This is a genomic window from Clostridiales bacterium, assembly GCA_030016385.1.
Classification (GTDB): domain Bacteria; phylum Bacillota; class Clostridia; order Clostridiales; family Oxobacteraceae; genus JASEJN01.
Genome location: JASEJN010000031.1, coordinates 1 through 24,082, shown reverse-complemented (window position 1 = coordinate 24,082; position 24,082 = coordinate 1). Strand labels below are relative to the sequence as shown.

25 protein-coding genes are annotated in these 24,082 nt (G+C 39.6%); 21 read left to right on the top strand and 4 right to left on the bottom strand.

Annotated features, from left to right (window positions below):
* The first annotated feature begins 14 nt into the window (after positions 1-14).
* The 8 genes from QME45_08605 to QME45_08570 all read left to right on the top strand — a co-directional run bounded on the left by QME45_08605 (position 15) and on the right by QME45_08570 (position 8,096).
* Complete coding sequence (locus tag QME45_08605; GenBank protein MDI6618725.1) at positions 15-2,021, top strand: V-type ATPase 116kDa subunit family protein; 2,007 nt, start codon at positions 15-17, stop codon at positions 2,019-2,021.
* A 57-nt stretch (positions 2,022-2,078) separates the two neighbouring features.
* A complete protein-coding gene (locus tag QME45_08600) occupies positions 2,079-2,504 on the top strand; it encodes an ATP synthase subunit C (GenBank protein MDI6618724.1) in 426 nt (141 codons plus the stop codon).
* Positions 2,505-2,530: 26 nt separating this feature from the next.
* Positions 2,531-2,839 carry a V-type ATP synthase subunit F gene (locus QME45_08595; protein ID MDI6618723.1) on the top strand — a complete coding sequence of 103 codons (309 nt, stop codon included), beginning with the start codon at positions 2,531-2,533 and terminating at the stop codon, positions 2,837-2,839.
* Positions 2,840-2,849: 10 nt separating this feature from the next.
* On the top strand, positions 2,850-3,464 hold the full coding sequence (locus tag QME45_08590; protein ID MDI6618722.1) for a V-type ATP synthase subunit E family protein: 615 nt from the start codon (positions 2,850-2,852) through the stop codon (positions 3,462-3,464).
* A gap of 13 nt (positions 3,465-3,477) precedes the next feature.
* A complete protein-coding gene (locus QME45_08585; GenBank protein ID MDI6618721.1) occupies positions 3,478-5,247 on the top strand; it encodes a V-type ATP synthase subunit A in 1,770 nt (589 codons plus the stop codon).
* Positions 5,248-5,260: 13 nt separating this feature from the next.
* Positions 5,261-6,631 (top strand): V-type ATP synthase subunit B, encoded by a 1,371-nt coding sequence (locus QME45_08580; GenBank protein MDI6618720.1) that lies wholly within the window; start codon positions 5,261-5,263, stop codon positions 6,629-6,631.
* A 5-nt stretch (positions 6,632-6,636) separates the two neighbouring features.
* Positions 6,637-7,266: a V-type ATP synthase subunit D gene (locus tag QME45_08575; protein MDI6618719.1), complete on the top strand. Its 630-nt coding sequence runs from the start codon at positions 6,637-6,639 to the stop codon at positions 7,264-7,266.
* Positions 7,267-7,370: 104 nt separating this feature from the next.
* Complete coding sequence (locus tag QME45_08570) at positions 7,371-8,096, top strand: hypothetical protein (protein ID MDI6618718.1); 726 nt, start codon at positions 7,371-7,373, stop codon at positions 8,094-8,096.
* Between the two features lie 75 nt (positions 8,097-8,171).
* On the opposite strand, the gene QME45_08565 is transcribed toward QME45_08570, so the two are convergent.
* Together QME45_08565 and QME45_08560 are read right to left on the bottom strand one after the other, a co-directional pair.
* On the bottom strand, positions 8,172-9,329 hold the full coding sequence (locus QME45_08565) for an aminotransferase class V-fold PLP-dependent enzyme (protein MDI6618717.1): 1,158 nt from the start codon (positions 9,327-9,329) through the stop codon (positions 8,172-8,174).
* A gap of 43 nt (positions 9,330-9,372) precedes the next feature.
* Complete coding sequence (locus tag QME45_08560; protein MDI6618716.1) at positions 9,373-10,194, bottom strand: phosphatidylglycerol lysyltransferase domain-containing protein; 822 nt, start codon at positions 10,192-10,194, stop codon at positions 9,373-9,375.
* A gap of 323 nt (positions 10,195-10,517) precedes the next feature.
* Here QME45_08560 and QME45_08555 point away from each other — a divergent pair, with 323 nt between their 5' ends.
* From QME45_08555 to QME45_08540, 4 genes are all read left to right on the top strand, one after another.
* Complete coding sequence (locus tag QME45_08555; GenBank protein ID MDI6618715.1) at positions 10,518-11,018, top strand: GAF domain-containing protein; 501 nt, start codon at positions 10,518-10,520, stop codon at positions 11,016-11,018.
* A 47-nt stretch (positions 11,019-11,065) separates the two neighbouring features.
* Positions 11,066-11,692, top strand: coding sequence for a L,D-transpeptidase (locus QME45_08550; GenBank protein MDI6618714.1), 627 nt, complete (start codon positions 11,066-11,068; stop codon positions 11,690-11,692).
* Between the two features lie 77 nt (positions 11,693-11,769).
* Entirely contained in the window at positions 11,770-12,429 is a 660-nt protein-coding gene (locus tag QME45_08545; GenBank protein MDI6618713.1) for an MgtC/SapB family protein, read from the top strand.
* A gap of 42 nt (positions 12,430-12,471) precedes the next feature.
* Positions 12,472-12,702 carry a transcriptional coactivator p15/PC4 family protein gene (locus QME45_08540; protein ID MDI6618712.1) on the top strand — a complete coding sequence of 77 codons (231 nt, stop codon included), beginning with the start codon at positions 12,472-12,474 and terminating at the stop codon, positions 12,700-12,702.
* A 35-nt stretch (positions 12,703-12,737) separates the two neighbouring features.
* Here the strand turns inward: QME45_08540 and QME45_08535 are convergent, their stop codons facing one another.
* The gene (locus QME45_08535; protein MDI6618711.1) at positions 12,738-13,574 is read right to left on the bottom strand and encodes an aminotransferase class IV; all 837 of its coding nucleotides are present in this window, start codon (positions 13,572-13,574) and stop codon (positions 12,738-12,740) included.
* Between the two features lie 215 nt (positions 13,575-13,789).
* On the opposite strand from QME45_08535, the gene safA reads away from it, so the two are divergent.
* The 8 genes from safA to trxA all read left to right on the top strand — a co-directional run bounded on the left by safA (position 13,790) and on the right by trxA (position 21,363).
* Positions 13,790-14,422 carry a SafA/ExsA family spore coat assembly protein gene (safA, locus tag QME45_08530; GenBank protein MDI6618710.1) on the top strand — a complete coding sequence of 211 codons (633 nt, stop codon included), beginning with the start codon at positions 13,790-13,792 and terminating at the stop codon, positions 14,420-14,422.
* Between the two features lie 178 nt (positions 14,423-14,600).
* Positions 14,601-15,380 carry a PHP domain-containing protein gene (locus tag QME45_08525; GenBank protein MDI6618709.1) on the top strand — a complete coding sequence of 260 codons (780 nt, stop codon included), beginning with the start codon at positions 14,601-14,603 and terminating at the stop codon, positions 15,378-15,380.
* A gap of 203 nt (positions 15,381-15,583) precedes the next feature.
* Positions 15,584-16,936 (top strand): glucose-6-phosphate isomerase, encoded by a 1,353-nt coding sequence (locus QME45_08520; protein ID MDI6618708.1) that lies wholly within the window; start codon positions 15,584-15,586, stop codon positions 16,934-16,936.
* 62 nt (positions 16,937-16,998) lie between these two features.
* Positions 16,999-17,865, top strand: a complete 867-nt coding sequence (locus tag QME45_08515; protein ID MDI6618707.1) for an ATP-binding protein — start codon at positions 16,999-17,001, stop codon at positions 17,863-17,865.
* A 155-nt stretch (positions 17,866-18,020) separates the two neighbouring features.
* Positions 18,021-18,398, top strand: coding sequence for a universal stress protein UspA (locus tag QME45_08510; protein ID MDI6618706.1), 378 nt, complete (start codon positions 18,021-18,023; stop codon positions 18,396-18,398).
* Between the two features lie 27 nt (positions 18,399-18,425).
* Positions 18,426-19,481, top strand: a complete 1,056-nt coding sequence (locus tag QME45_08505; GenBank protein ID MDI6618705.1) for a LacI family DNA-binding transcriptional regulator — start codon at positions 18,426-18,428, stop codon at positions 19,479-19,481.
* Positions 19,482-20,161: 680 nt separating this feature from the next.
* Entirely contained in the window at positions 20,162-21,028 is an 867-nt protein-coding gene (locus QME45_08500; protein MDI6618704.1) for an NAD(P)/FAD-dependent oxidoreductase, read from the top strand.
* 5 nt (positions 21,029-21,033) lie between these two features.
* Complete coding sequence (trxA, locus tag QME45_08495; GenBank protein MDI6618703.1) at positions 21,034-21,363, top strand: thioredoxin; 330 nt, start codon at positions 21,034-21,036, stop codon at positions 21,361-21,363.
* Positions 21,364-21,620: 257 nt separating this feature from the next.
* On the opposite strand, the gene QME45_08490 is transcribed toward trxA, so the two are convergent.
* Entirely contained in the window at positions 21,621-23,000 is a 1,380-nt protein-coding gene (locus QME45_08490) for a radical SAM protein (protein ID MDI6618702.1), read from the bottom strand.
* Positions 23,001-23,152: 152 nt separating this feature from the next.
* On the opposite strand from QME45_08490, the gene QME45_08485 reads away from it, so the two are divergent.
* On the top strand, positions 23,153-24,040 hold the full coding sequence (locus tag QME45_08485; protein ID MDI6618701.1) for a DNA glycosylase: 888 nt from the start codon (positions 23,153-23,155) through the stop codon (positions 24,038-24,040).
* Positions 24,041-24,082 lie beyond the last annotated feature (42 nt).

Below are 24,082 nucleotides of genomic sequence, written 5' to 3'. Positions count from 1 at the left end.
TTGGGGGTGGTTGTTTGTCAGTTGAAAAAATGGAAATGATGAATGCAATAGGTTACTTAGACGACATCGATAATGTTTCGATGGAGATCGTAAAGCAGGGATCCATGCATATTGTAAACGCTTTAAATGAAATAAACCAGAATGATTTTACTGTGCTTATGCCAAAGGGCAGAACAAGTTCGATTACAGATCTGTCTTTTGTCAGGCAGTACAGGAATACCCGGGATCATGCGGATATCGTCGATAAAGCTGAAAAACTGATGGATATATTCGGAATAGAAAGGGAGATATCCAAAAAGTATGCCGATAGCGATACGGATCACAATAAAATATCGGATATGATAAGGAATATATACGACCAGGCGGCAGCGCTTACCGGTAAGTTGAAGGAAGCCCGGACGGAGCTTGCAGGTACAAAAGAGTTTTGCGAGCATATGAGAAGAATGATGGATGTAAATATAGACCTGGGTGCCATGAAGGATTTAAAATTTTTCAGTTTCAGGATAGGCAGGCTCAAGAAGGAAAATTATGCGAGACTGATGGACAATATCGAAAACATATCCTCGATAATTTACCGCATAAATACATTGCGGGGATATGAGGTCATAGTGGCTATTTCGCCTAAAATTCTCGAGGCAGAAACTGCCAGGATATTGTCTTCCTTGAATTTCGAAAAAATCGACATACCATATGATTTAACAGGTACTCCACGTGAGATAATAGAAAAGTTGGGACGGAAAATCGATGAGAAAGAAAATGAAATAAATGATTTGAACAGCGATATACTTCTTCTTGGCAGAAAGTACAGGGAATCTGTGGATGAAAGCTATACCAAGCTCAAACTGCTTGAAAAGGCACAGGATGTCAACAATGAAGTCGCATGTACCGACGAATTCTTCTATCTGGCCGGTTGGGTGCCTGTAAGTGAAAAGCAGAATCTTCAAAAAAGGCTTTCCAGGTTTGGAGATAGGCTTACACTTGCTTTCAAACCTCAGTCTGAGGTAAACAGCAGCCTGATTCCTCCTACAAAGCTAAAGAATAACTGGCTTTTCAGGCCGTTTGAGGCTATTGTCAGGATGTATGGGACTCCGTCGTATAACGAACTGGACCCTACCGCTTTTGTAGCGGTAAGTTATATGATCATGTTCGGATGTATGTTCGGAGATCTTGGCCAGGGGCTTATATTTTTAATAGCCGGTTTGCTGCTTGAACATAAATTCCGCCATCCCAACTTGGGCGGAGTTCTATCAAGGGTGGGACTGAGCTCCATGTTCTTTGGTCTCCTGTTTGGCAGCGTGTTCGGCAATGAAAATCTCATAAAACCGCTGCTGTTTCACCCTATGGAGAGCAAAAATATAAATACCATCCTTTTATTAGGTATAGTCCTCGGGATTGCATTTACCACGGTGAGCTTTATATTCAGCCTTATAAACTCTTTCAGGAAAAAGGATATGGAAAATGGACTGTTCGGTAAAAATGGAGCGGCAGGATTTGTATTCTACTGGATAATGATCATTACCGCTGTGGATATATTTATAAAGGGCAAGAGCAGGCTCCCGATCGGTATAATTGCAATTATACTGTTTATCCTTTTGCTGTTTATGATGATTAAGCAGCCTTTTTCCCACATTATAAGCGGCAGGAAGCCTCTGTATGATGATCCCGTGGGCGATTATTATATAGAAAATGGGTTTGGCGCTTTTGAGACGATTATCAGCATGCTCAGCAATACTGTGTCGTTTATCAGGATCGGTGCTTTTGCGTTGAACCATGTGGGACTTTTTATGGCTTTTGCAACCATAGCGGCGATGATGAGCAATGGTGCTGAGGCCGTATTTATTTTGGTGCTTGGAAACATAGTCGTCATGTGCCTTGAAGGCATGGTCGTGTTTATACAAGGGTTAAGGCTTGAATATTATGAGCTTTTCAGCAAATATTATGAAGGCAAAGGGATAGAATATATACCCGTAAAAGTGATTTTTGATAAAACGAATACGCCTATTTCGACTAGTGAGAGGTAAAATATACACTCGAGGTAAAACTTTATAGAAAATATTATAATTCTGGAGGTATGGAAAATGTATATTATATTGATTTTGACTTTGGCTATTGTCATATTTACAGTAACTGCGGGACTTAATATTCTGGTAAAAGGGAGCATAAGCAAAAATATAAAAAACAAATCTATATTGAAATTCAGCCTGTCATCATTTATACCCGTGCTGGCCGCAGCAATTATAATCATGGTTCCACAGGCTGTACATGCAGCTAACGGCACTACTTCGAATTCAAGCGCGGGGCTTGGTTATATTGCCGCCGCTTTATCCACAGGGCTTGCCACAATAGGTACGGGAGTTGCCGTAGGACCTTCGGCATCATCTGCCATAGGTGCCATATCGGAAGATCCGAAGACTCTTGGCAAGGCGTTGATATTTGTAGGCTTAGGTGAGGGCATAGCCATCTACGGGCTTGTTATTTCCATCATGATACTCGGGAGGCTATAGCGATAATTTATAGGGAAGCGATTCTTTTGAAGACATATTTGATCAGCGATAATGTGGATACATTGGTCGGAATGAGGCTTGCAGGTATAAAGGGAGTTATTGCCCATACGAGAGAGGAAATTTTATCCGATCTTAAGGAGGCAAGGAGCGATAAGAAAACAGGCATAATTCTTATCACGGAAAAACTGGCGCCGCTTGTCGGCGATGAGATTGAAAAGATCAAGCTGTCTGTCAGTTTGCCATTGATCGTAGTGATACCTGACAGGCACGGTACTCTAAGAACGAAGGATTCCATTACAAAATATGTGAATGAATCCATAGGCCTTAAGATATGAGGTGAAAAGGATGATAAAAGTAGATGATAAACTAAAATTGTTTGCAAAGCTTGTACTTGAGAAAGTGCAGAATGAATCCGAAAAGAAGGTTAACGACTTTAAAAGAAATCAGGATACGGTACTTGAAAGCGAAAAGCAGAGACTGCTTAAGGAATCGGAAAACTTAATAAAAAAGACCAGAAAAAAGGCTGAAAATAAAAAGAGGCAGATAGTATCGAAGGCTGTTATGGATAGGCAGAGAGCGCTTTTAAAGAAGAGAAAAGAAGTTTACGATAGAATGGTAAAAGGTATAAGGGATATGACATCTGAATTTGTCGATGAACCGGAATACTTAGGCTTCCTTGAAAAGAATATAGCGCTCGGTTTTTCTAAATTTGATGCAAAAAATGCCGTCATGTTGGTTACTCCTCATGATATGGAAAAATATTATGATTCTATAAAGAGTTATATAGATAAGTATAAAAAAAATGATATGAATGTGGAGATTAAAGAAGCGAATGATTCCATGCTTGGAGGATGTATTATAGAGGATGCTGATAAAACCATGAGAGTGGATTGTTCGATGGAAATGGTCTTAGAAGATAACAGGGTCAATATAGGCAAAACGCTTATGGATAATGTATGAAGCAGGTGAGATGATGGAAAATTCCAGAGGAATAATTATTTATATAAACGGACCTGTAATAAAGGCAAAGAATATGTCAAACTTCAAAATGCGTGAAATGGTTATGGTTGGAGAAGGCAAACTCATAGGCGAGATCATCTCTCTTGAAGGTGACATCGGTACGGTCCAGGTATACGAAGAGACAAGCGGTTTGAAAGTCGGGGAGACCGTAGTTCCGACTGATAAGCCCCTATCGGTAAAACTCGGGCCTGGTATTATCGGAAATATATTTGATGGAATCGAAAGGCCGCTCCTTGAGATAAACCGGATTTCCGAAGGGTTTATTCCAAAAGGTATCGGCCTTATATCTATAGATACGGAAAAATTATGGGACGTGAGAATCAATGTAAAGGCAGGAGACCTGCTATGCGAGGGGTATGTCTTTGGCGAAGTTGATGAAACTGACCTGATTGTCCACAAATTAATGGTACCTCCCGGGATGGGAGGCAGAGTTATTGAAACGGTTGACGATGGAAGATACAATATCGAAACAGTTCTTGTCAAATTAGAAGATGAAAAGGGCAAGACGATAGACCTTAAGATGTATCAGGAATGGCCTGTCAGGACACCAAGGCCTGTTCTTAAAAGAAGACATATCGAAAGGCCTCTGATTACGGGGCAGAGGGTGCTTGATACGTTCTTCCCGATTGCAAAGGGTGGAACGGCCGCAATACCCGGAGGTTTTGGTACGGGAAAGACCATGACGCAGCATCAGCTTGCAAAATGGTCCGATGCGGACATAATCGTATATATAGGCTGCGGTGAAAGAGGAAACGAAATGACGGAGGTGCTTGAGGAATTTCCAAAGCTGGAGGATCCAAAATCTAAAAAACCCCTTATGGAAAGGACGGTACTGATAGCCAATACTTCGAATATGCCTGTTGCTGCGAGGGAAGCAAGCATTTATACAGGCATAACGATTGCGGAATATTACAGGGATATGGGATATCATGTTGCCATAATGGCTGATTCGACATCTAGATGGGCGGAAGCCCTCCGTGAAATATCAGGAAGGCTCGAAGAGATGCCGGCAGAGGAGGGATACCCGGCATACCTTCCTTCAAGACTTGCCGAGTTTTATGAAAGGGCGGGTTACGTCACGACGCTAAACGGAAAGGAAGGCTCGGTTACTATAATAGGTGCCGTATCGCCTGCAGGGGGGGATTTTTCAGAACCCGTAACTGAAAATACCAAAAGGTTTGTAAGCGCGTTTCTCGGCCTGGACAAAAGGCTTGCATATGCAAGGCATTTTCCCGCCATAAACTGGCTTTCAAGTTACAGCGGTTATGTTACGGCTCTAACGGATTGGTACAGCGAGAATGTTGCGGAGGATATGATGCCTCTCAGGGCTAAAATGCTCAAGGTATTGTTTGAGGAGAACAAACTTTTAGAAATCGTAAAACTCGTGGGTGAAGATGTGCTGCCAGATGACCAAAGGCTGATACTTGAGGTTTCAAAACTTTTAAAGGTTGGATTTTTGCAGCAGAATGCTTTTCACAAGGAGGATACTTATGTACCCATAAAAAAACAGTACCTGATGCTCAAGGTAATCGACATGGTGTATGAAAGGGGAAAATCGGCAGTAAAAAAGGGTATTCCCATATCAAAGATAAAAGACGCCAAGCTGTTCGACGAAGTAATCAAGATGAAATATACTATTCCCAACGATAGGTTGGAAATGTTCGATAGTTTGTTCAAACATATAAATGATTTCTACGATAAACTGGAAAAACAGTATGCTTGAGAGAAGGTGCAAAATGAAGAATGAATATTTGCGGCTTGACAGGATTGAGGGACCTCTGATCGTTTTATCAGGTGTTAAGGATGCTGCATATGACGAAATTGTGGAAGTTCAGCTCGGAGAGAAGAAAAAGAAGGGAAAAGTCGTACAGCTGGATGAAGACAAGGTAATTGTTCAGTTGTTTGAAAACACCGCAGGACTTTCAACTCATAATGCAAGCGTTAGTTTTACAGGTAAACCCCTTGAAATAGCTCTCTCGCGTGACATACTTGGAAGAGTTTTCAATGGCATAGGCGAACCGATAGATGGCGCGGGCGAAATCTTTACCGGAGATAAATATGATGTAAACGGCAGGCCCATAAATCCCGTAGCGAGGCTGTATCCGAGGAATTTCATACAGACGGGCATATCGACGATAGATTGCCTGACAACCCTCATAAGGGGGCAGAAGCTCCCTATATTTTCGGGAAACGGCATGCCTCATAATGAACTGGCCGCCCAAATAGTGAGGCAGGCTAAGATCTCTTCAAATACTGATGAAGAATTTGCGATCATATTTGCTGCGATGGGCGTTAAGCATGATGACGCCGCATTCTTCCTGAAGAGTTTTGAAGAAGCAGGGGTGCTGAGCAGAGTCGTGGTTTACATGAATCTGGCTGACGATCCGATAGTCGAAAGGATAGTAACTCCAAGGTGCGCTCTTACTGCTGCAGAATATCTTGCCTTCGAGCTGGGAATGCATATTCTCGTAATAATGACTGATATGACGAGCTATTGCGAGGCATTAAGGGAGCTGTCATCGTCGAGGGAGGAAGTGCCAAGCAGAAAAGGCTATCCGGGATATCTTTATTCGGATCTTGCGAGCCTTTATGAAAGGGCAGGCATGATGAAGGGCAAAAAGGGATCTATCACACAGATACCAATACTTACCATGCCTAACGATGATATAACCCACCCCATACCGGACCTTACGGGATATATTACCGAAGGGCAGATTGTGCTTGGAAGGGATTTATTCCAGAAAGATATATATCCTCCAATAAATATATTGCCTTCGCTTTCAAGGCTCATGAAGGATGGTATCGGCAAAGGCTATACCAGGGAGGATCACGCCGAGGTTGCAAACCAGATATTTTCGGCTTATTCCCATGTTCAGGATGTAGCTGCACTGGCCCAGGTCATAGGTGAGGATGAGCTTTCAGATACGGATAAAAAGTACATGGAGTTTGGAGCGCAGTTTGAAGAGAGATTTGTAAAGCAAGGCTTTGATGAAAATCGAAGTATATTTGAAACACTTGATCTTGCATGGGAACTTCTGTCCATATTGCCTGTGCAGGAATTAGACAGGATAAGCCCCGAAATTATTGCAAAATACTATAAGGGGTGATGTGCATGGCTGTTAATATTGCTCCTACAAAATCGAATCTGATGAGCGCAAAGGCATCGCTTGATTTTTCAAAAAAGGGTTTTGAGCTTTTAGATAAGAAAAGAAATGTTCTGATTCGTGAAATGATGGGTTTGATCGGAAGGGCAAAGGATATTCAGGGCAGGATAGATATGATATTTCAGGAAGCTTATGAAGCGCTGAAGGTCGCGAACATGACTGAAGGCATCAGTACCGTTTTGAACATTGCGGAAACTATCGATGTAGCCGATGATTATGACGTCCTTTTAAAGAGCGTGATGGGCGTTGAAATTCCGACGTTAAAATTCACAAGGAAAAAACTGGAGCCTTCATACAGCTTTTACAGGACAAATAACGCTTTTGATATCGCAGTTATTAAATTTCAGGAAGTGAAATATCTTATATATGAGCTGGCCGAAGTCGAAAATTCCGTATACAAATTGGCTTTTGAAATAAAGAAGACGCAGAAAAGGACCAATGCGCTTCAGAATATACAAATACCTAAGTTCAAGGAAATCGTAAAGTATATTGAAGACGTTCTTGAGGAAAAGGAAAGAGAAGATTTCTTCAGGCTGAAGATGGTAAAAAAGAAGAATTCGAGAAAAAGAAAGGCATAATAAAATAAATATTCCCTGTAATTTGTTCTTTGCTGTTGACAGGTATAGCAAAATGTCGCAATTTGCATATTTTATAGTAGAGAACATAGAAGGGAGTGAAAAAAATGGCAATGGAGAACTTTATTATTGATGAAATGAAGAACCAGGCACAGGATAACCAGGTATTGAGTGCCAGTGCCCTGGGCAACCTTGGTACGAACTGCTGCCCTACCGGTAATGAAGTATCGGGTATTGAAAACAACAATACAGATAACGGAAACAACCAGGTACTTGGTGCCAGCGTTTTGGGCGGCCTTGGTCCTAACTGCTGTCCTAACGGCGATCAGGTTCTGGGCGCAACAGCCGGGAGGACCATTGAAGTTCCCGAAGTTCTCGGAATAAATGAAGGAAGTACCATGATTGAACTTTGTATACCAATTATTCCTCCGGGATTTACGATATTATTTAACTCGATAGAGAGAAGAATAGTGTTTGATGCGCTTGTAGCTTCGAATGGCAAGGTGTTCATTAACGGCCGGCTGATAAAAAAGATACCGTTTGAAACCTGTGACAGGTCGGTAACTCCTTTAAGTGGCAACATTTCAAGGATTACCTTGAGCAATGTAAGAGCTATAACCGTGGAAGCGCCCTTTGCGCTATGCGTAAAGGTAAAAGGCGCCGTAAAAGGTGCAAGGGTTGTGGTGTTAAACACGAGCGTCGATTCGGTTGAACTGCCAAATCTTCGCTGCCCGCAGCTTTCATGTATAAGATCCGTGGTTGAAAAAGATTGTATAAGCGTCAGAGTAAAGGTCGAAAGAGATACCATGATAAACGTTCCGACAACATCCTAGATAAAAAACCTGTTCTTTCAGACATATCTATTATCATGCACCGGTGAAATTAAGCAGCAGGAAAAAACCTGCTGCTTAATTTTTATCCGATATTTCCCTTATGGCATCAAGGGTATATCCGATCTCATCTTCTGTGTTGAAATACCCTATGCTGAACCTGACCGTACCTTTGGGGAACGTTTCTATGGTTTTATGTGCCGATGGAGCGCAGTGCAAACCTGATCTTGTCATTATGCCGTATTTGCTGTCGAGTATAAAAGAAACTTCAGAAGGGTCCATATCTTTAATGTTGATAGATACTGTTCCCGTCTGCAAAGCGGGATTGCGAGGACCATAAACAGTAATGCCATCTATTGAAGACAGGCCATTTAAGAAAATATCCGTAAGGTTCTGCTCGTGGCGGCGTATTTTATCGATTGTCTTCTTTTTTATAAAATCTATCCCTGATTTAAGGGAAGCGATCCCCGGTGTGTTTAACGTGCCGCCTTCATATTTGTCAGGCAATATTTCGGGTTGGTTTTCCATATCCGATTCACTTCCGGTGCCGCCTTCTATCAAGGACGATGTTATCTCGCTTGCAAAATCCGATATTATGAAACCGCCTGTGCCAGGAGGCCCCAAAAGGCTTTTATGTCCGGTGAAAGCTAAAGCGTCTATGTTGAATTTTTTGAAATCTATATCGAGCGTACCTGCTGTCTGCGCCGAGTCGAGTATAAAATAAAGCCCGTTTTCCCTGCATATTTTACCCACCTCATAGGCAGGAAGTATTGTGCCTGTGATGTTTGAAGCATGTGTCATGACAACAGCTCTGGTAAATCTTGTTATGGCATTTTTAATGTCATCGGGGTTCAGGAACCCTTCCTTTGAGCATTTGATGACAGTTACGTTTAAATCCCTTTCCCTTTCAAGAGATCTCAAAGGCCGCATTACGCTGTTATGCTCCATGGATGTCGTTATGATATGCCAGTTTTTCTTAAACATGCCCTTCATTATAGTGTTCAAAGACATCGTTATGTTTTGTGTAAATATAACATTTTTTGAAGAAGGCCCGTTAAAAAAGTCATTTATGGTTTTCCTTGCATCGTATACGATTCTGTCGGATTCCACTGACTTTTCATATCCTCCCCGACCCGGATTGCATCCTATATTTTTCATAAAGTCGACCATGGTGTCTATAACACATTGGGGCTTGGGATAACTCGTCGATGCATTGTCGAGGTATATTTTTCTCACATTTTCACCTTCTTTTATGTGCTGTAAATAATAATATTTAAGCTTACTTTGATGCGATATATTTTTTGATCATAAAACACGGGCTGTATGATTCTTTAAAACGCCTCAGCCCTGGCAGACCCATGTCATCTTCCTTATTTATATAATCCTCATCGATATCCGAAGACACATTTTTTATCATAAATGAATGAACGCCTCTTTCAGTATTGTCGGTAAGCTCAACGTGGGATAAAGCGGTATCCTTTGAGATACTCTCATATATGCAATAACCCTGGATACTCGGCCCATCCCATACAATCCCACCCCTGCATCCCAAGTCGACGGCCCTGCCCAGTATCTTAATAGTGGGATTATATATTTCCTTCCTGTTATTATAAAACTTATATGTAAAGGCTTTGCATTCATCTATATGATTATAAATGTCATCGGTGTACGTTGCCCTTACTGTCCTCAAATAATTCGAAAGGTTATTCCGCTGCTTTCTGTATTTTTTACCTTTGTAGGATGCAAGGTCCGAATTTTTAAACACGTAATCGAATGAATTCCTGTCCTCTTTAAGTTTGAATTTGAATTCATCGAATAGTTCAAAATACTTCTCGGTTACTTTGACGAAAATTGGAGCCAGTCCAAGAGCCTTACAATAGTCGACAACAAGCTTGACCCCGTACTCAGTGTCCCCGAGAGGCACATAAAAAACAGGACTGTTTACGGACTGAGAAATAATAACGGTCCTGTCATCGTGATATAATTTCAATTTATAAAGATCAGAATACATATAAATATAAGAAAAAATATAATCGGAACATAGATATTCAAAACCATCGAATAAATGCCTGTCTTCGAATGAAATGCCATTAAAATCCAAAACAATATCCCCCTATCGAAACCAGCAATTCAAATATATTACAAATAATACCGATATTTTGTCGTTACATATCGCCTATCCTCCAGCTATATTTCAAAATAAACCTATCTATATTATATATTCATATCGATATTATTTCAAATTAGTAAAATTTGTATGTGTATAAATATTATTTGAAGAATATTACGAACGTTGCTCAAAATAACATAATCCTATTTATGCCATATTTCAAATTACGAATTGCAGGAAAGGCTAAAGAGTCTTGACGCTGCGGTATCTAAAGGGTAAAATTAAATGTAAATCAAGGATGTGAGGTGTAACTTATGGGGGGCGGTAAAAAAATCAATGTACCTGATAAAGATACTTTTTACAGGATTATGCTTGTAAAGCTTGAGGGTTTGTTATCCAGCGAAAGCGACTGGCTTGCCAATCTTTGCAACGCATCAGCGCTTTTGTTTCAAAACCTTGATGATATAAACTGGGCAGGTTTTTATTTGCTTAAGGATGGGGAGCTTGTTTTAGGGCCATTTCAGGGAAGGACTGCTTGTACTCGCATAAAACCCGGGAAGGGAGTATGCGGTACTGCTGCATATGAAAAAAGATCGGTTCTGGTAGAAAATGTGCATGAATTTCCCGGATATATAGCATGCGACGATGCATCCAATTCCGAAATCGCCGTTCCGATAATATCAAATGGATATGTGATGGCAGTTCTGGATATAGACAGCCCGCGGTTTTCAAGGTTTGATGAAATGGATGAAAAATATTTAAAAAAATTTGCAGAAAAGCTTATCATGTATATAGATTTGCGGAAAGCTATATAAAAGCAATCGATTATTTTACAATTATGCGTACAAAGGAGTCAAATATTATGAGGTTAAAAGGACTTGCGATAATTATTATGATAGCGCTTTTGATTTTTTCAGGATGCAGTCCGGTCAAAAAAGTTACGCCGGAGGATACTGAAAAGAAGACTTCCCAAGAACAGACTGAAGAGAGAAATGACAGCACAACGCTTCCTGAAAAATCGCGGATGTCAGATAATGATTCCAAAGAAGACAAAACAGAAACGGATGTTGTGCAGGCAGCCGAAGTTAAAAAAGGGTATTTTGTAAGGGTGGATATATCCGAACAAAAAGTTTATGTATTTAAAGACGGCAAGCTTATAAAATCCATGGTATGTTCCACAGGCATACCGGGGAAAAAAGACAGTGAGACGCCGGTTGGCAGCTTTTCCATCGATGACAATGGGAAGAAACGCGGTGAATGGTTTTATTCATCGGAATATAAAGAAGGAGCAAAATATTTTGTGGGATTTATTGGAACAACATTCCTTTTTCATTCGGTTCCCATGGATAAAAATGGCAATATAATAAAGGAAGAGGCGGATAAGTTGGGTACTCCTGCTTCCCATGGCTGCATAAGGCTTAGCTTAGATGATGCAAAGTGGTTTTATACGAATATCCCGAGCAACACAAAACTGATTATTCAAAAATAGGTTGGTATTCCCATGGCGATTCGATTTAAAGCCGTTTTGCAGGCCTTTTATGACTATTTTTGCATGGAAGTGATTTTTTGGATTACTTAGGCATTATTTTAAGATTAATAATTTCAGCCCTTGCAGGTGCTTTAATCGGATTGGAAAGAGAACACAAAAACATGCCTGCGGGGCTTCGGACGAACATACTCGTATGCATGGGTTCCGCATTGGTACAGATAGTTAACATAGAAATATTCAAACAATATAGGGGAATTACGAATGTTGATCCGGCCAGGTTTGGAGCGCAGGTCATAAGCGGGATAGGTTTTCTAGGTGCAGGGACTATCATAAGGGAAGGCGCATCCATCAAAGGGCTTACTACGGCCGCAGGACTGTGGGTTGTTGCCTGCATCGGCATAGCGATCGGAAACGGTTCGTATTTTCCTGGCCTCCTGGTTGCTTTTCTTGCCTATGCGACTTTAAATCTGGTTAAAAGCATAGAAAAAAGGATTACCAAGAGAAGTCCATACTTTGAAGTAGAGATGCGGATGACGAATGTGCCCGGTCAGCTTGGCAAATTAGGAAAAGCATTGGGTGATATGAAAATAAATATAAACAGTATAGAAATCAAAGAAAATGGGAAAGAATTAATAACAATATATTTAAATTTATATTTACCTGTGAACTTAGACAAGCAGGAAGTCATAAGAAAGCTTATGTGTCAGGATGGAGTATATTCCATCGATCAACTGTGATTTTTATAAATATTCTGCGAAAATGAGGGAGGAGTTGTTAGCATGAGCGATAGTTTCTGGGACAGCGAAGAGGAAATAAAGGATATTGCAATCAGGGGAAGGGAAAACCATCTTATAATAAAGCGGGTCGAAAAAAACGGAACAGGTTATGTGGATATAAGGAAGTTTTACACAAACGATGAGGGAGAGCCTGCGCCGACAAGGAAAGGCCTGTCCATACCATTAGAGTACATAGACGATGTTATCGATGCTTTAAAAGAGGTAAAAAAATAACCGGGAAACCGGTTATTTTTTTACCTCTTTTAAATTTAACGGCGATTGAAGGAGCTTATATATTCATTTACTATTCTTTCATAATGTATTCTGATATTTTTTATTATCTCACTTTTGGCTGATCCAAAGGATGTATTATTAACGCGGGATATCGGGAGAACTTGCGGCGATGTCCCCGTCAAAAACAGTCCATCCATTTCCATTATATCGCAGACCCTTAAAGCGGACTCCGAAAGATCAAGTTTCAGATTTTTGCATATATCGATTACATATTCTCTTGTTATTCCAGGAAGCACAGTTTCGACAGGCGTCGTAAATATCTTGTTTGCCTTTAAAAAAAAGACGTTCGATTTGCTTCCTTCCGTAATCTCGTTATTTCTGTCCACTAACAGAGCCTCATATGCATTGTTAGCCTTTATGGCTTCATTTATCTTATTTCGTATAGAAAGATCCGTCGACTTTGCATTTGGATTGTTTCTTTCAGCGTTAAACAATATCACAGGTACTCCTTCTGATATTTCATCAGGTGTCGGATATCTGTGCTTTATAAAAAATGCATAAATTTTCCTCGAATGTTTTTCAAGGTCGTTTATTACAATCTTTATATTTCCTGTCGGGGTGCTATTTTTGTCTACTAATCTATCGATTGCGGATAAGATGGAGCTATCCGATATTTTAAGATCAAAGCCTAAGAGCTTGGCGGATGATGCAAACCTATCCATGTGTTTTTCAAAAAATAGCGGGACGCCATCGATAATCCTTATGACTTCGTATACTCCGGGGACTTTTTTTGTAAGATTGAAGTCAAACTCATCCGTACTTATGATAGTATCCCCGGATATCACGTATTTACCTGTTATTTCCTTTTCCATAAAATACACCTTCCATTTTTTATTTGAACAATATTATTTTATCACAATTAGTGATTTTAATTAATCAATTTCCGGTGTTATCTTCTCGATAAGCCTTTCCATAATATTCTCCATACAAAAAAGCATGCACTAACTGAAGGCTGGCTAATCGAGGCGGAGTTAAGGATGCATTTATTTCACATAAACAGAAATAATAAATAGGGGAGGTGCATGTTATGAAATATCCGAAAAAAATATTGCTGTTTGTAGCGGCAGTTGCAGCCGTATTTATTATAAAAAGCCCGGTTGCTTTTGCATCAGCCGGCAAATATAGTGTTGTATGGGGAGATACACTATGGAAGATAGCAGTTAAATATCAGGTTGGAACATCGGAATTGATCGCGGCAAATCCCCAAATAAAAAATCCTTCGCTTATTTACCCCGGACAGGTTATAAATATACCGGACCAGACGGATGTTAAAACTATAGAGCTAAAAGTTGTCGACCTTGTAAACAAGGAAAGGGTTAAAAGGGGGTTGCAGCCTTTAAAAAACAACTGGCAGCTTGAAAGGGTAGCAAGATATAAATCTGCAGACATGATAAACAAAAGTTATTTCTCTCATATATCGCCGACATACGGATCTCCGTTTACCATGATACAGGATTTCGGGATAAATTTTTCATCAGCAGGTGAAAATATAGCGATGGGTCAAAGAACGCCCGAAGAAGTTATGAATGCATGGATGAATTCGCCGGGACACAGATCAAATATTCTGAGCCCTTCTTATACGGAGATAGGCGTAGGATATGCAAAAAGCAGCAAAGGGGTTGCATACTGGACGCAGATGTTTATAAAACCTTTGTATTAAAGATGCTGTCTCAAAATTGAGAAATAATACAAAATATTGAGTAGGTTAAATTTGTGAATTCAATATATTGTAGATAAAACTTATTTTGAGACAGCCTTTTTTCAATTCCGTCATCTTTGCACTTTTACATGTCGTATTGAATAATATATAGCATATAAGGATTATAGAGGGTGTATGTATGCTTGTAGATTACCACGTGCATTTGGATAAACTTGAATGGTCTGCCGGCACTATAGAAAAAATGTGTGCGACTGCGAAAAAATCAGGTGTTGATAAAGTCGGCGTTGTTATACACACAAAATCGTTAATGGGTTTTGAGCCGCTGTATAGCCATATATTGAAAAGCGGCGAAAAACATAAAAAATTAAAGTTTGATAAGGATCCCGATAAATATATAGATTTTTTAAAAAGTGCAAAATCAAAGGGATTGCCGATACTAATAGGGGTTGAGATATGTTATTCACCGGAGGGCGAGCCGTTTTTAAGGGATATCATAAAGAAATATGATTTTGATTATACCATAGGTTCCGTACACCTCATAGGGATAATGCATTTTAAAACCGTCGTCAAATTGACGGGAGATACTAAAAAGGTCGGCAGTATTTATTATACTCACGTGTTAAAAGCCATAAACAGCGGGCTTTTTAATATAATAGGGCATATTGAAGTTGCAAGAAGAGAAGGGATTCCCGGGTTAAACTATTATCCGGACCTTTTGAATGACATTTGTGATTCATTAATAAAAAACAATTGTGCCATTGAAATAAATACAAAATGGCTTGTGAGGCACGGGAGTATCGTTCCGGAAAGGGAAACGCTGAAGTATATGAAGGATAAAGGAGTTAAATTGGTATTTGGATCGGATGCTCATCATATAGAAAGGATAGGTTACGGGGAAAGGATAGCAGAATCGGCTATCGCTGACGCAGGCTTCAGGGGATTTTCAACTATTGGATGACGCATCTTTATATAATTATCAGAAAATTTTATAACTTTTATGACAAAAATTAATATGTTATAATTTTAATGCAGTGCTGTAGGGCTTAAAACTCTGCAGCAGCCTTGCAAAACTTAAGGGATACAAGCAGTCGATACAAAACAATTATTTAATATGGATGGAAAATGCATTATAAATATTCATCATATTCAGGAGGTAAAATTATGGACAAATGTATAACATTTGATTATTCAAATTCATTGAAGTTTTTTTCGGAGTATGAAATTGAAAACTTGTCTTCGCAGATAAGAACCGCCCATGAAATGCTTCATAATAAGACCGGCGCAGGGAATGACTACACAGGATGGGTGGACCTGCCCGTAAATTATGACAAGGCTGAATTTGAAAGGATTAAAAGAGCCGCACAAAGGATAAGGGAGAATTCCGATATACTGATAGTAATAGGAATCGGCGGATCATACCTCGGTGCAAAAGCCGGCATCGATGTGCTATCTCACCCATTTTACAACTATCTTCCGAACCAAAAGGGCAAAAAGACCGGTATATATTTTGCAGGAAACAGCATAAGCGGTACATATCTTTCAGGCCTTATGGACTTAATAAAGGGAAAGGATATATCAGTAAATGTGATATCAAAGTCGGGAACAACTACGGAGCCCGGCATAGCATTTCGCATATTCAGAGATTATCTTGAGAAAAAATATGGAAAAGATGAGGCAAAGAAAAGGATATTTGCCACAACCGACAAGGAAAAGGGAGCGCTCAAAAGTCTTGCCGATAAAGAGGGGTACGAAACATTTGTAATACCTGATGATGTCGGTGGGAGATATTCGGTGCTTACGGCCGTTGGCTTGCTTCCGATTGCAGTCAGCGGTGCGGATGTAGATAAGATAATGGAAGGCGCAAGGGATGCAAGGGATGAATATGCAGACGGTGATGTAAGCAAAAATACATGTTATAAATATGCGGCTGTAAGAAATATTCTGTATAGGAAAGGAAAGACCACAGAGATACTTGTAAATTATGAGCCGATGCTTCAATATTTTTCAGAATGGTGGAAACAGCTTTACGGAGAAAGCGAAGGAAAGGACAACAAGGGTATATTCCCGGCATCCGTCAATTTCACGACGGATCTCCATTCGATGGGGCAGTATATCCAGCAGGGGCTCAGGAATATTTTTGAAACGGTCATAAACATCAGCAAGCCTAAGGTGGATATCAATATAAATAAGGAAGATGAAAATACCGACGGGCTTAATTATCTTGCAGGGAGAAGCATGGATTTTGTGAATAAAAGGGCTTTTATGGGGACCGTACTTGCTCATGTAGATGGCGGCGTGCCAAACCTGATAATAAATGTCCCTGAAATAAGCGATTATTATTTTGGAAAAACCGTATACTTTTTCGAGAAGGCGTGTGGAATAAGCGGCTATCTTCTTGGAGTAAACCCATTTAATCAGCCGGGAGTCGAAGCATATAAAAAGAACATGTTTGCGCTTCTCGGCAAAAAAGGTTATGAAAAAGAAAAACAAATCCTTGAAAATAGATTAAAATAGACAGATAAGCAAAAGCCCCCGTAAAAGGGGCTTTTGCTTTGGCGCTGGAAGGTGGTGTTATTATGGGAAATACAGCCGGCAATGGATGCGATATACTGATTCCCTTTAATGAGAGGAAGCCGCTCGATGAAATAGAGCGCAGCATAATCACAAAATACAGGAGGCATATATGGTCCAAATTCATAAAAGCTGTGAGAGATTTCAAGCTTATAGAAGATGGTGACAAGATAGCCGTTGCGGTATCCGGCGGAAAGGACAGCATGCTTATGGCAAAGCTGTTTCAAGAGCTTTTAAGGCACGGCAGGGCCAATTTTACGGTGAAATTCATTACGGCGGATCCCGGCTATCATAAGGACATCAAAAAGCTTCTAATAGACAACTGCAAGTATTTGAAAATACCTGTTCAAATCTATGAATCGGGCATATTTGAAATAGTAGACAGGATTGCAAAGGATTATCCATGCTTCATGTGTGCGAAGATGCGCCGCGGGGCATTGTATTCCAAAGCTAAGGAGCTTGGATGCAACAAACTCGCACTCGGACATCATTTTAATGACGTTATAGAAACGACCCTGCTCAATCTGTTTTATACAGGATGTTTTAAAACCATGCTTCCAAAGCTTAAGTCGACGCATTTTGAGGGATTGGAGTTGATACGCCCGCTATACTATATCGAGGAGAAATATATAGAAGCATTTACGCGGGACAACGGAATATGGCCTTTAAACTGCGCATGCATGGTGGCTGCAAAGAAAACAGCAAATAAAAGATATGAAATAAAGGCTCTTATAGAAAAGCTTAAGGGAAAGTATAAGGATATAGATAAGCTTATCTTCAGGGCGGCCTCAAATGTCGATATGGGTTCGATTTTAGGCTGGCGCAAAGATGGGGAAAAGTATTCATATCTGGATTTTTATGATAAAAAGTAAAACTTTTCAGATTATTGAAATAAAAATTTAAATAATTATTCAAATTTTTAAATAATAAAAGATGTATAATGAAAGGTGGGGTTACTAAATAATATTTATACGGAATATATCTCCGATCTTTACCCTAAATAAAAAACTTAGAGGGGGTCTTAATGATGCACCAAGGTAAAAAAATACTGGTGTGTGTTACACAGCAGAAAACCTGTGAAAGGTTGATTAAGAAGGGTGCTTTTATAAGAGATGAATTAGGTGGAGAATTATATATAATACATGTGGCATTGAATGGTTTGAAATTCCTGGGCAACTCAAAGGAAGGAGAAGCTTTGGAATATTTATTCGGGATATCAAAATCCGTAGGGGCAGAGCTGAACGTACTGCGTTCCGACAATATACAAAAAACCATTGTAGAATTTGCAAAGGAGCATAAGATCACGGATGTTATAGTCGGGGAGCCGCCTCAGGACAACAGCAGCGATATAATAAGCGAGCTCAAGCATAAGCTGAATAATGCCGAGATACATATAATGCCGTAGATTTTAGATGAATATAAAAGGTGCGATATGAAAAAGAAAGACAGAAAGACAATACTGGATGTTGCAAAGGAAGCCGGTGTCTCAATAAGCACTGTATCGAGGGTAATCAACAATAACTATCCTGTTAGCAGCAGCACAAAGGAAAGAGTCGAAAGAGTCGTAAAAAAGCTGGACTTTAAACCGAGCATGGTTGCAAGAAGCCTTATAGCCAGAAAAACCGATGCGTTCGGTATTATAGTTCCAGGCATTACTAATATGTTTTTCACAATGGTTGTTCAGGGAATAGAGAGAACAAGCAGTATAAATGATTATTCAGTTTTTTTGTCTGATTCAAAGGGGGACGGCGCGAAAGAGAGGGAATGCGTAAAAAACCTCGTTTCGAGGGAAGTTGACGGGATTATAGTCATAGACCCGTCAACTGAGAATATGTTAAGTGGTTTTTACGATGAAATCGAAGAATTTGTACCAATTGTGTTTGTGAATGGTTACAACGATGGCCTTCAATATAATTTCATATTAAACGATGAAAAAACCGGAACGTCCGATGCCCTTGAATATTTGATAAGCTTGGGGCATAAGGATATATGCTTTATCAGGGGATATAAGAGCTATTCTTATGATATAAAAGAAAATGTATATAAGAGTGTAATGAATGCCCATAAAATTCCGGTGAATAACGATTATATAATAAATGTGGGAGAAGGAAATAGCTCCGAGACAGTGGATAATGCATCGTCTATAATGTATGGATTATTGAGTTCGGACTTCAAGCCTACGGCAATTTTCTCATGTAACGATCTTATGGCTGTTGGGGCTCTCAATGCGTGCAAGAAACTTCAGATAAAAGTTCCGGAGCAAATATCGATAATAGGCTTTGATAATATTATAATATCAGAATTGTCGGAGCCGAAGCTTACAACTGTCGATCAAAATATGCTTCTTTTAGGTGAAAGCGCTGCAAAAATGCTTCTGGATATGTTAAAAAGAGAGAATTATGAAAAAACGAGGATAGTTTTAAAAACGAGGCTTATAAAAAGGGACTCATGTTCAAGAGTAAAAAGGAAGGGTTATACGCCGCTTTAGCGGCGTGTAACCCTTTTATGTGCGCCCGGCACGGGCGCGGTCTAACGGGTGCAAATCCCGAGTGCGGGCTGATAGTGCCAAGCACATAGCCAAAGGCAAGGGTGTCCACGGCGACGTGGAATCTGAAGGAAGCTGGAGGCAAACTTCTGGTCTGACGGACAGAAATCACATTAGGCATATGTAGGCTGGGTAAAGTTGCGTAACAAACCAAAGCCCAAAACTATCCGGGAACCTACTGTGTATATGTGGCAGGATGAGCTTATGTTATTTTGAACACTCATTCGTCAGATTCAAGTTTTGGACGTTCTAAGGCCTGCAGCCTTAAGAATCCAAGAGCTTTTGAAACTTAACTAAAGTTCAAACATTCAAAAGCTCTAAGGATTCTTTTGCGGCAGCAGGGCCAAGAACTTATCAAAACTCTCATAATGCTCGTTCGTTGCTCAAAATAACATAATCCTATTTATGACTGATTTCAGATTACGAATCGAAGTTCCAGTCAAAAATTTTGTTATCCCTTTTAAGAACTATGTTGAATTATTATCGCAGAGTTTGCAAAAAATAAAATTTATATAAGTGTATATATTATTCGAATATAAAATATGCATCCAATTTATATTAATTATATTGACTAATGTTATTTACGGTGTTATTATACCTATGAGGGGTATACAGGGGGTGTTATGATGTACGATGTGATAATTATAGGTAGCGGGCCTGCCGGAATATCGGCTTCATTATATACGGCCAGAGCCAATCTTAAGACGCTTGTCATCGGGTTAGAGAGCAGCCTTGCAAAAAGCCGCTTGGTGGATAATTATTATGGATTTAAAGATGGAATATCAGGATACGAGCTTTTACAAAATGGCTGGAGGCAGGCTGAGAAATTTAAAGCCCAAATTATCGAAGATGAGGTTATAGCGCTGGAATATGATTTTAAGGGAGTATATACCGTTAAAACTAAAGATTCTTCTTACAACTCAAGGTCGGTGCTGCTTTCCGCGGGTTCCGAAGGGAAAAAGGCGCCTATAAAAGATATCGAAAAGTTTGAAGGAAAGGGTGTACACTATTGTACAACATGTGACGGATATTTTTACAGAGGCAAAAAAGTCGGAATACTTGGCTATAGTGAATATGCCTTAAATGAGCTGAACGAAATGAAGCATTTTACCGATAATATTACACTGCTTACCGATCACAATGAGTTGACCATAGATCCGCAGGATACCCGTGTCGAGACTAAAAAAATTTATCGGTTCGAGGGCGGTGAATATCTTGATGATGTGGTTTTTGAGGACGGAACAACAGAGAAGTATGATGGCATTTTTGTCGCCTTTGGAAGGGCAAGCTCGATAGACTTTGCGCGAAAGCTCGGCATAGTGTTAAAAGATGGTATAATAGAAACTGACAAAAATCAGAGGACTAATATTGAAGGCCTGTATGCAGCGGGAGACTGCTCAAGCAATATAAAACAGATAGCAGTCGCAGTAGGGCAAGGCGCTGTTGCCGGTTTAAATATTTGTGAATATATAAGAAAATCAAGGAGGTAATTATAATGGAAGATAAAAACATAGTTATTCTGACAGATGACAATTTCAAGGTTGAGGTAATAGATTCAAACATTCCGGTGGTTGTGGATTTTTGGGCTACATGGTGTATGCCATGCAGGATGTTTTCACCGATATTTGAAGAAGTAGCACAGGAATATAAGGGAAAAGTGAAGTTCTGTAAACTTGATACCGACGCAAATCCGCAGACATCTATGGAATATGGAATAAGAAGCATTCCGACTGTAGGATATTTTAAAAAAGGGGAAAAGACAAAAGGTACGGTGGGAGTATTATCCAAAGACCAATTTAAAAATGCCGTCAATACTTTATTATAGTATGATTCATTAACCTTTCTTATCATAAAAGAGGTTTTTATGCAACTTGATTAGGGGAAGAATATTATAAAGAGCAATTAGCGGAAGGGCTTTAGAGTCTGTTAACTTTAGGTTCAGGGCAGAATCAGACTTCTGCGAAGATAAGTTTTGATTCTTCCCTGAACGAGTTTACAGACTCTTTAGACTTCGAGCTTAGCAATTGAAATAATATTCTTCATATAAAAGATAAAAAATAAAAAAGATACATATAGGGGGTTTCATTCGGAAACCTTTTTTTCATCCCATTTTGTCCAGCCGCCGGTCCAGTCTGAATCCGTATCTTTGCTGCTTTTGATTTTGCTCTTTATGCCCCAGATGAAGGATGATGATTTTTTCATCATATTATAGATGGTCTCGATCTTTTTATCTTTAAAATCGTATGAAAAGTTTTTGTAATTGCCCTTGAGCAAACCGTCATTAAAGAGTTTATCCTTTGCGGCGCTTCCGGACAGGGGCATAAGTTTGCTTATAGGGTATATGTAACCGAGCTTATCTTTATCAAACATTTTTTTAACAGTTTTAATGAAATTGATGTTGTTGAAAAGGTCATCGAGGTTCGACTCCCTGTCAAACATTATAAATCCCAATTTGGCAAATAGCCCGAGATTCCTCAATATCAAGAGGGCTTTCATATTTTCTCTTACGGTAATATCTTTTCTATACCTGTCAAGCTGTGGCTGGGAACCTGATTCGATGCCTATATATACCCTTGATAATCCGGCTTCCTTAAGCTTTTTAAAGAGATCTTCATCCACATCGTTTGCCCTGCACTGTATTCTGAATTCACATTTTATTTTCCTTGTTAATATTTCATCGGCGATTTCAAATGCCCTATCTTTTCCACGGCCGATGCCGCCTATAAAGTTTGCATCATTAAACATGAAATTGTGGACATTGTATCCTCCTGTAAGCATCTCCATTTCATCTACCACATTTTTGGCGCTCCTTAGCCTGAGCTTTGGGCCGAAGGCTGAATAAAAGCCGTCGACGCTGCAGAAACTGCATCTTCCGTAGCATCCTCTGCCTGATACGATCGAGGCAAAATTGACCTTTTTTATTACAGCAGGCAGCGTATCCCTTTCGGGAAAAGGAAGGCTGTCTAAATCTTCAACTAACGGGCGCATTTTTGTCTTTATTATTTTACCGTTTTGTCTTATGGCTAATCCGCTTACGCTAGATAGTGGCAGATTATTTTTAACAGTGTCTGTTAAGTCTAAAATAGTCTCTTCTCCTTCGCCTAGTACGATGGAATCTATCTCTGGGTAATCCCTCAAAATGGATTCATATTCAAATGTAGGATAAATCCCCCCTAAGGATATATGGCATGTAAAATTTTTTCCAAGCATTTTGATAAGCTCGAATGCATCCTCTGCGCCATCCTGAAATGGTATGCTTACGCCGATGATTGAAGGAGAATACTTTTTTACATTTTCAATTGTCTGCTCGTTATTCCATGAATTTATGGGGGCATCGGCTATTACGACACTGAAACCGGATTTCCTCAATGTCGCAGCCATATAAGCAAACCCCATATGCTCGATGCTTTCACCGAGCTTGCTCCAGTATGGATTTATGAATAATACATCAACACTTTTCATGAAATTTTCTCCCTTCAAATTTCGAGATAATATAGTGGGATATTCTACAAAATATCTGTCATTCCTTCATAAATATATAACACAAAACGATTTAATTAGGGTATAATTTTATATATTGATGTTTTATATGACTTATATAAGGAGGGCTTTTATTGGAATACAAGGTAAGCGAAGGAGAAAACTGCGTTATTATAGATGGTGTGAGGGACTTTGATCTTAAACACATATTCGATTGCGGACAATGCTTCAGATGGTATGAGGAAAAAGACGGAAGCTATACCGGTACGGCATTTGGAAGGGTAATAAATGTGCAAAAGCAGGGAAATCTGCTTATTATAAATAACAGCGATCTCGACGATTTCAAAAACTTATGGTTCAGATATTTCGATTTAGGGAGGGATTACGGCAGGATTAAAGAAGTTTTGTCGAAGGATGAAGTGCTGAACGAGGCCATAAAATTTGGAGGCGGCATCAGGATATTAAGGCAGGACGAATGGGAGATACTTATCTCTTTTATGCTATCGACCAACAACAGGATACCGATGATTAAAAGGGCCATAAAGTCCCTGTCGGAAAAGTATGGGAAACCCATAGAATACAAGGGAAATACATATTTCAGTTTTCCGGAGCCGTCCAAGATAGCAGATGCCGATATAAGCGAAATTGAAAAGTGCCATACAGGATTCAGGGCAAAATTTATAAAAGGCGCGGCTGTGGCAGTCAATGATGGGGATTTGGATTTGTATAATTTAGATAAAATCGGATATTCAAAAGCTAGAGATGAGCTTATGGAGCTTAAGGGTGTCGGTCCCAAAGTATCCGATTGCATATTGCTTTTTTCGATGGGATATTACGAGGCATTTCCCGTAGATGTCTGGATAAAAAGGGTGATGCAGTTTTTTTATTTAACACAGGATGACAGTTTAAAGAAGATTGAAATCTTTGCGCAGAATAAATTTAAAGAACTTGCAGGCTTCGCACAGGAGTACCTTTTCTATTATGCAAGGGAATGCAAAAGCAGGGAGATTTCAGATAAATAAAACAAAAGCCGTGAATTCACGGCTTTTGTTTTATTTATCTGA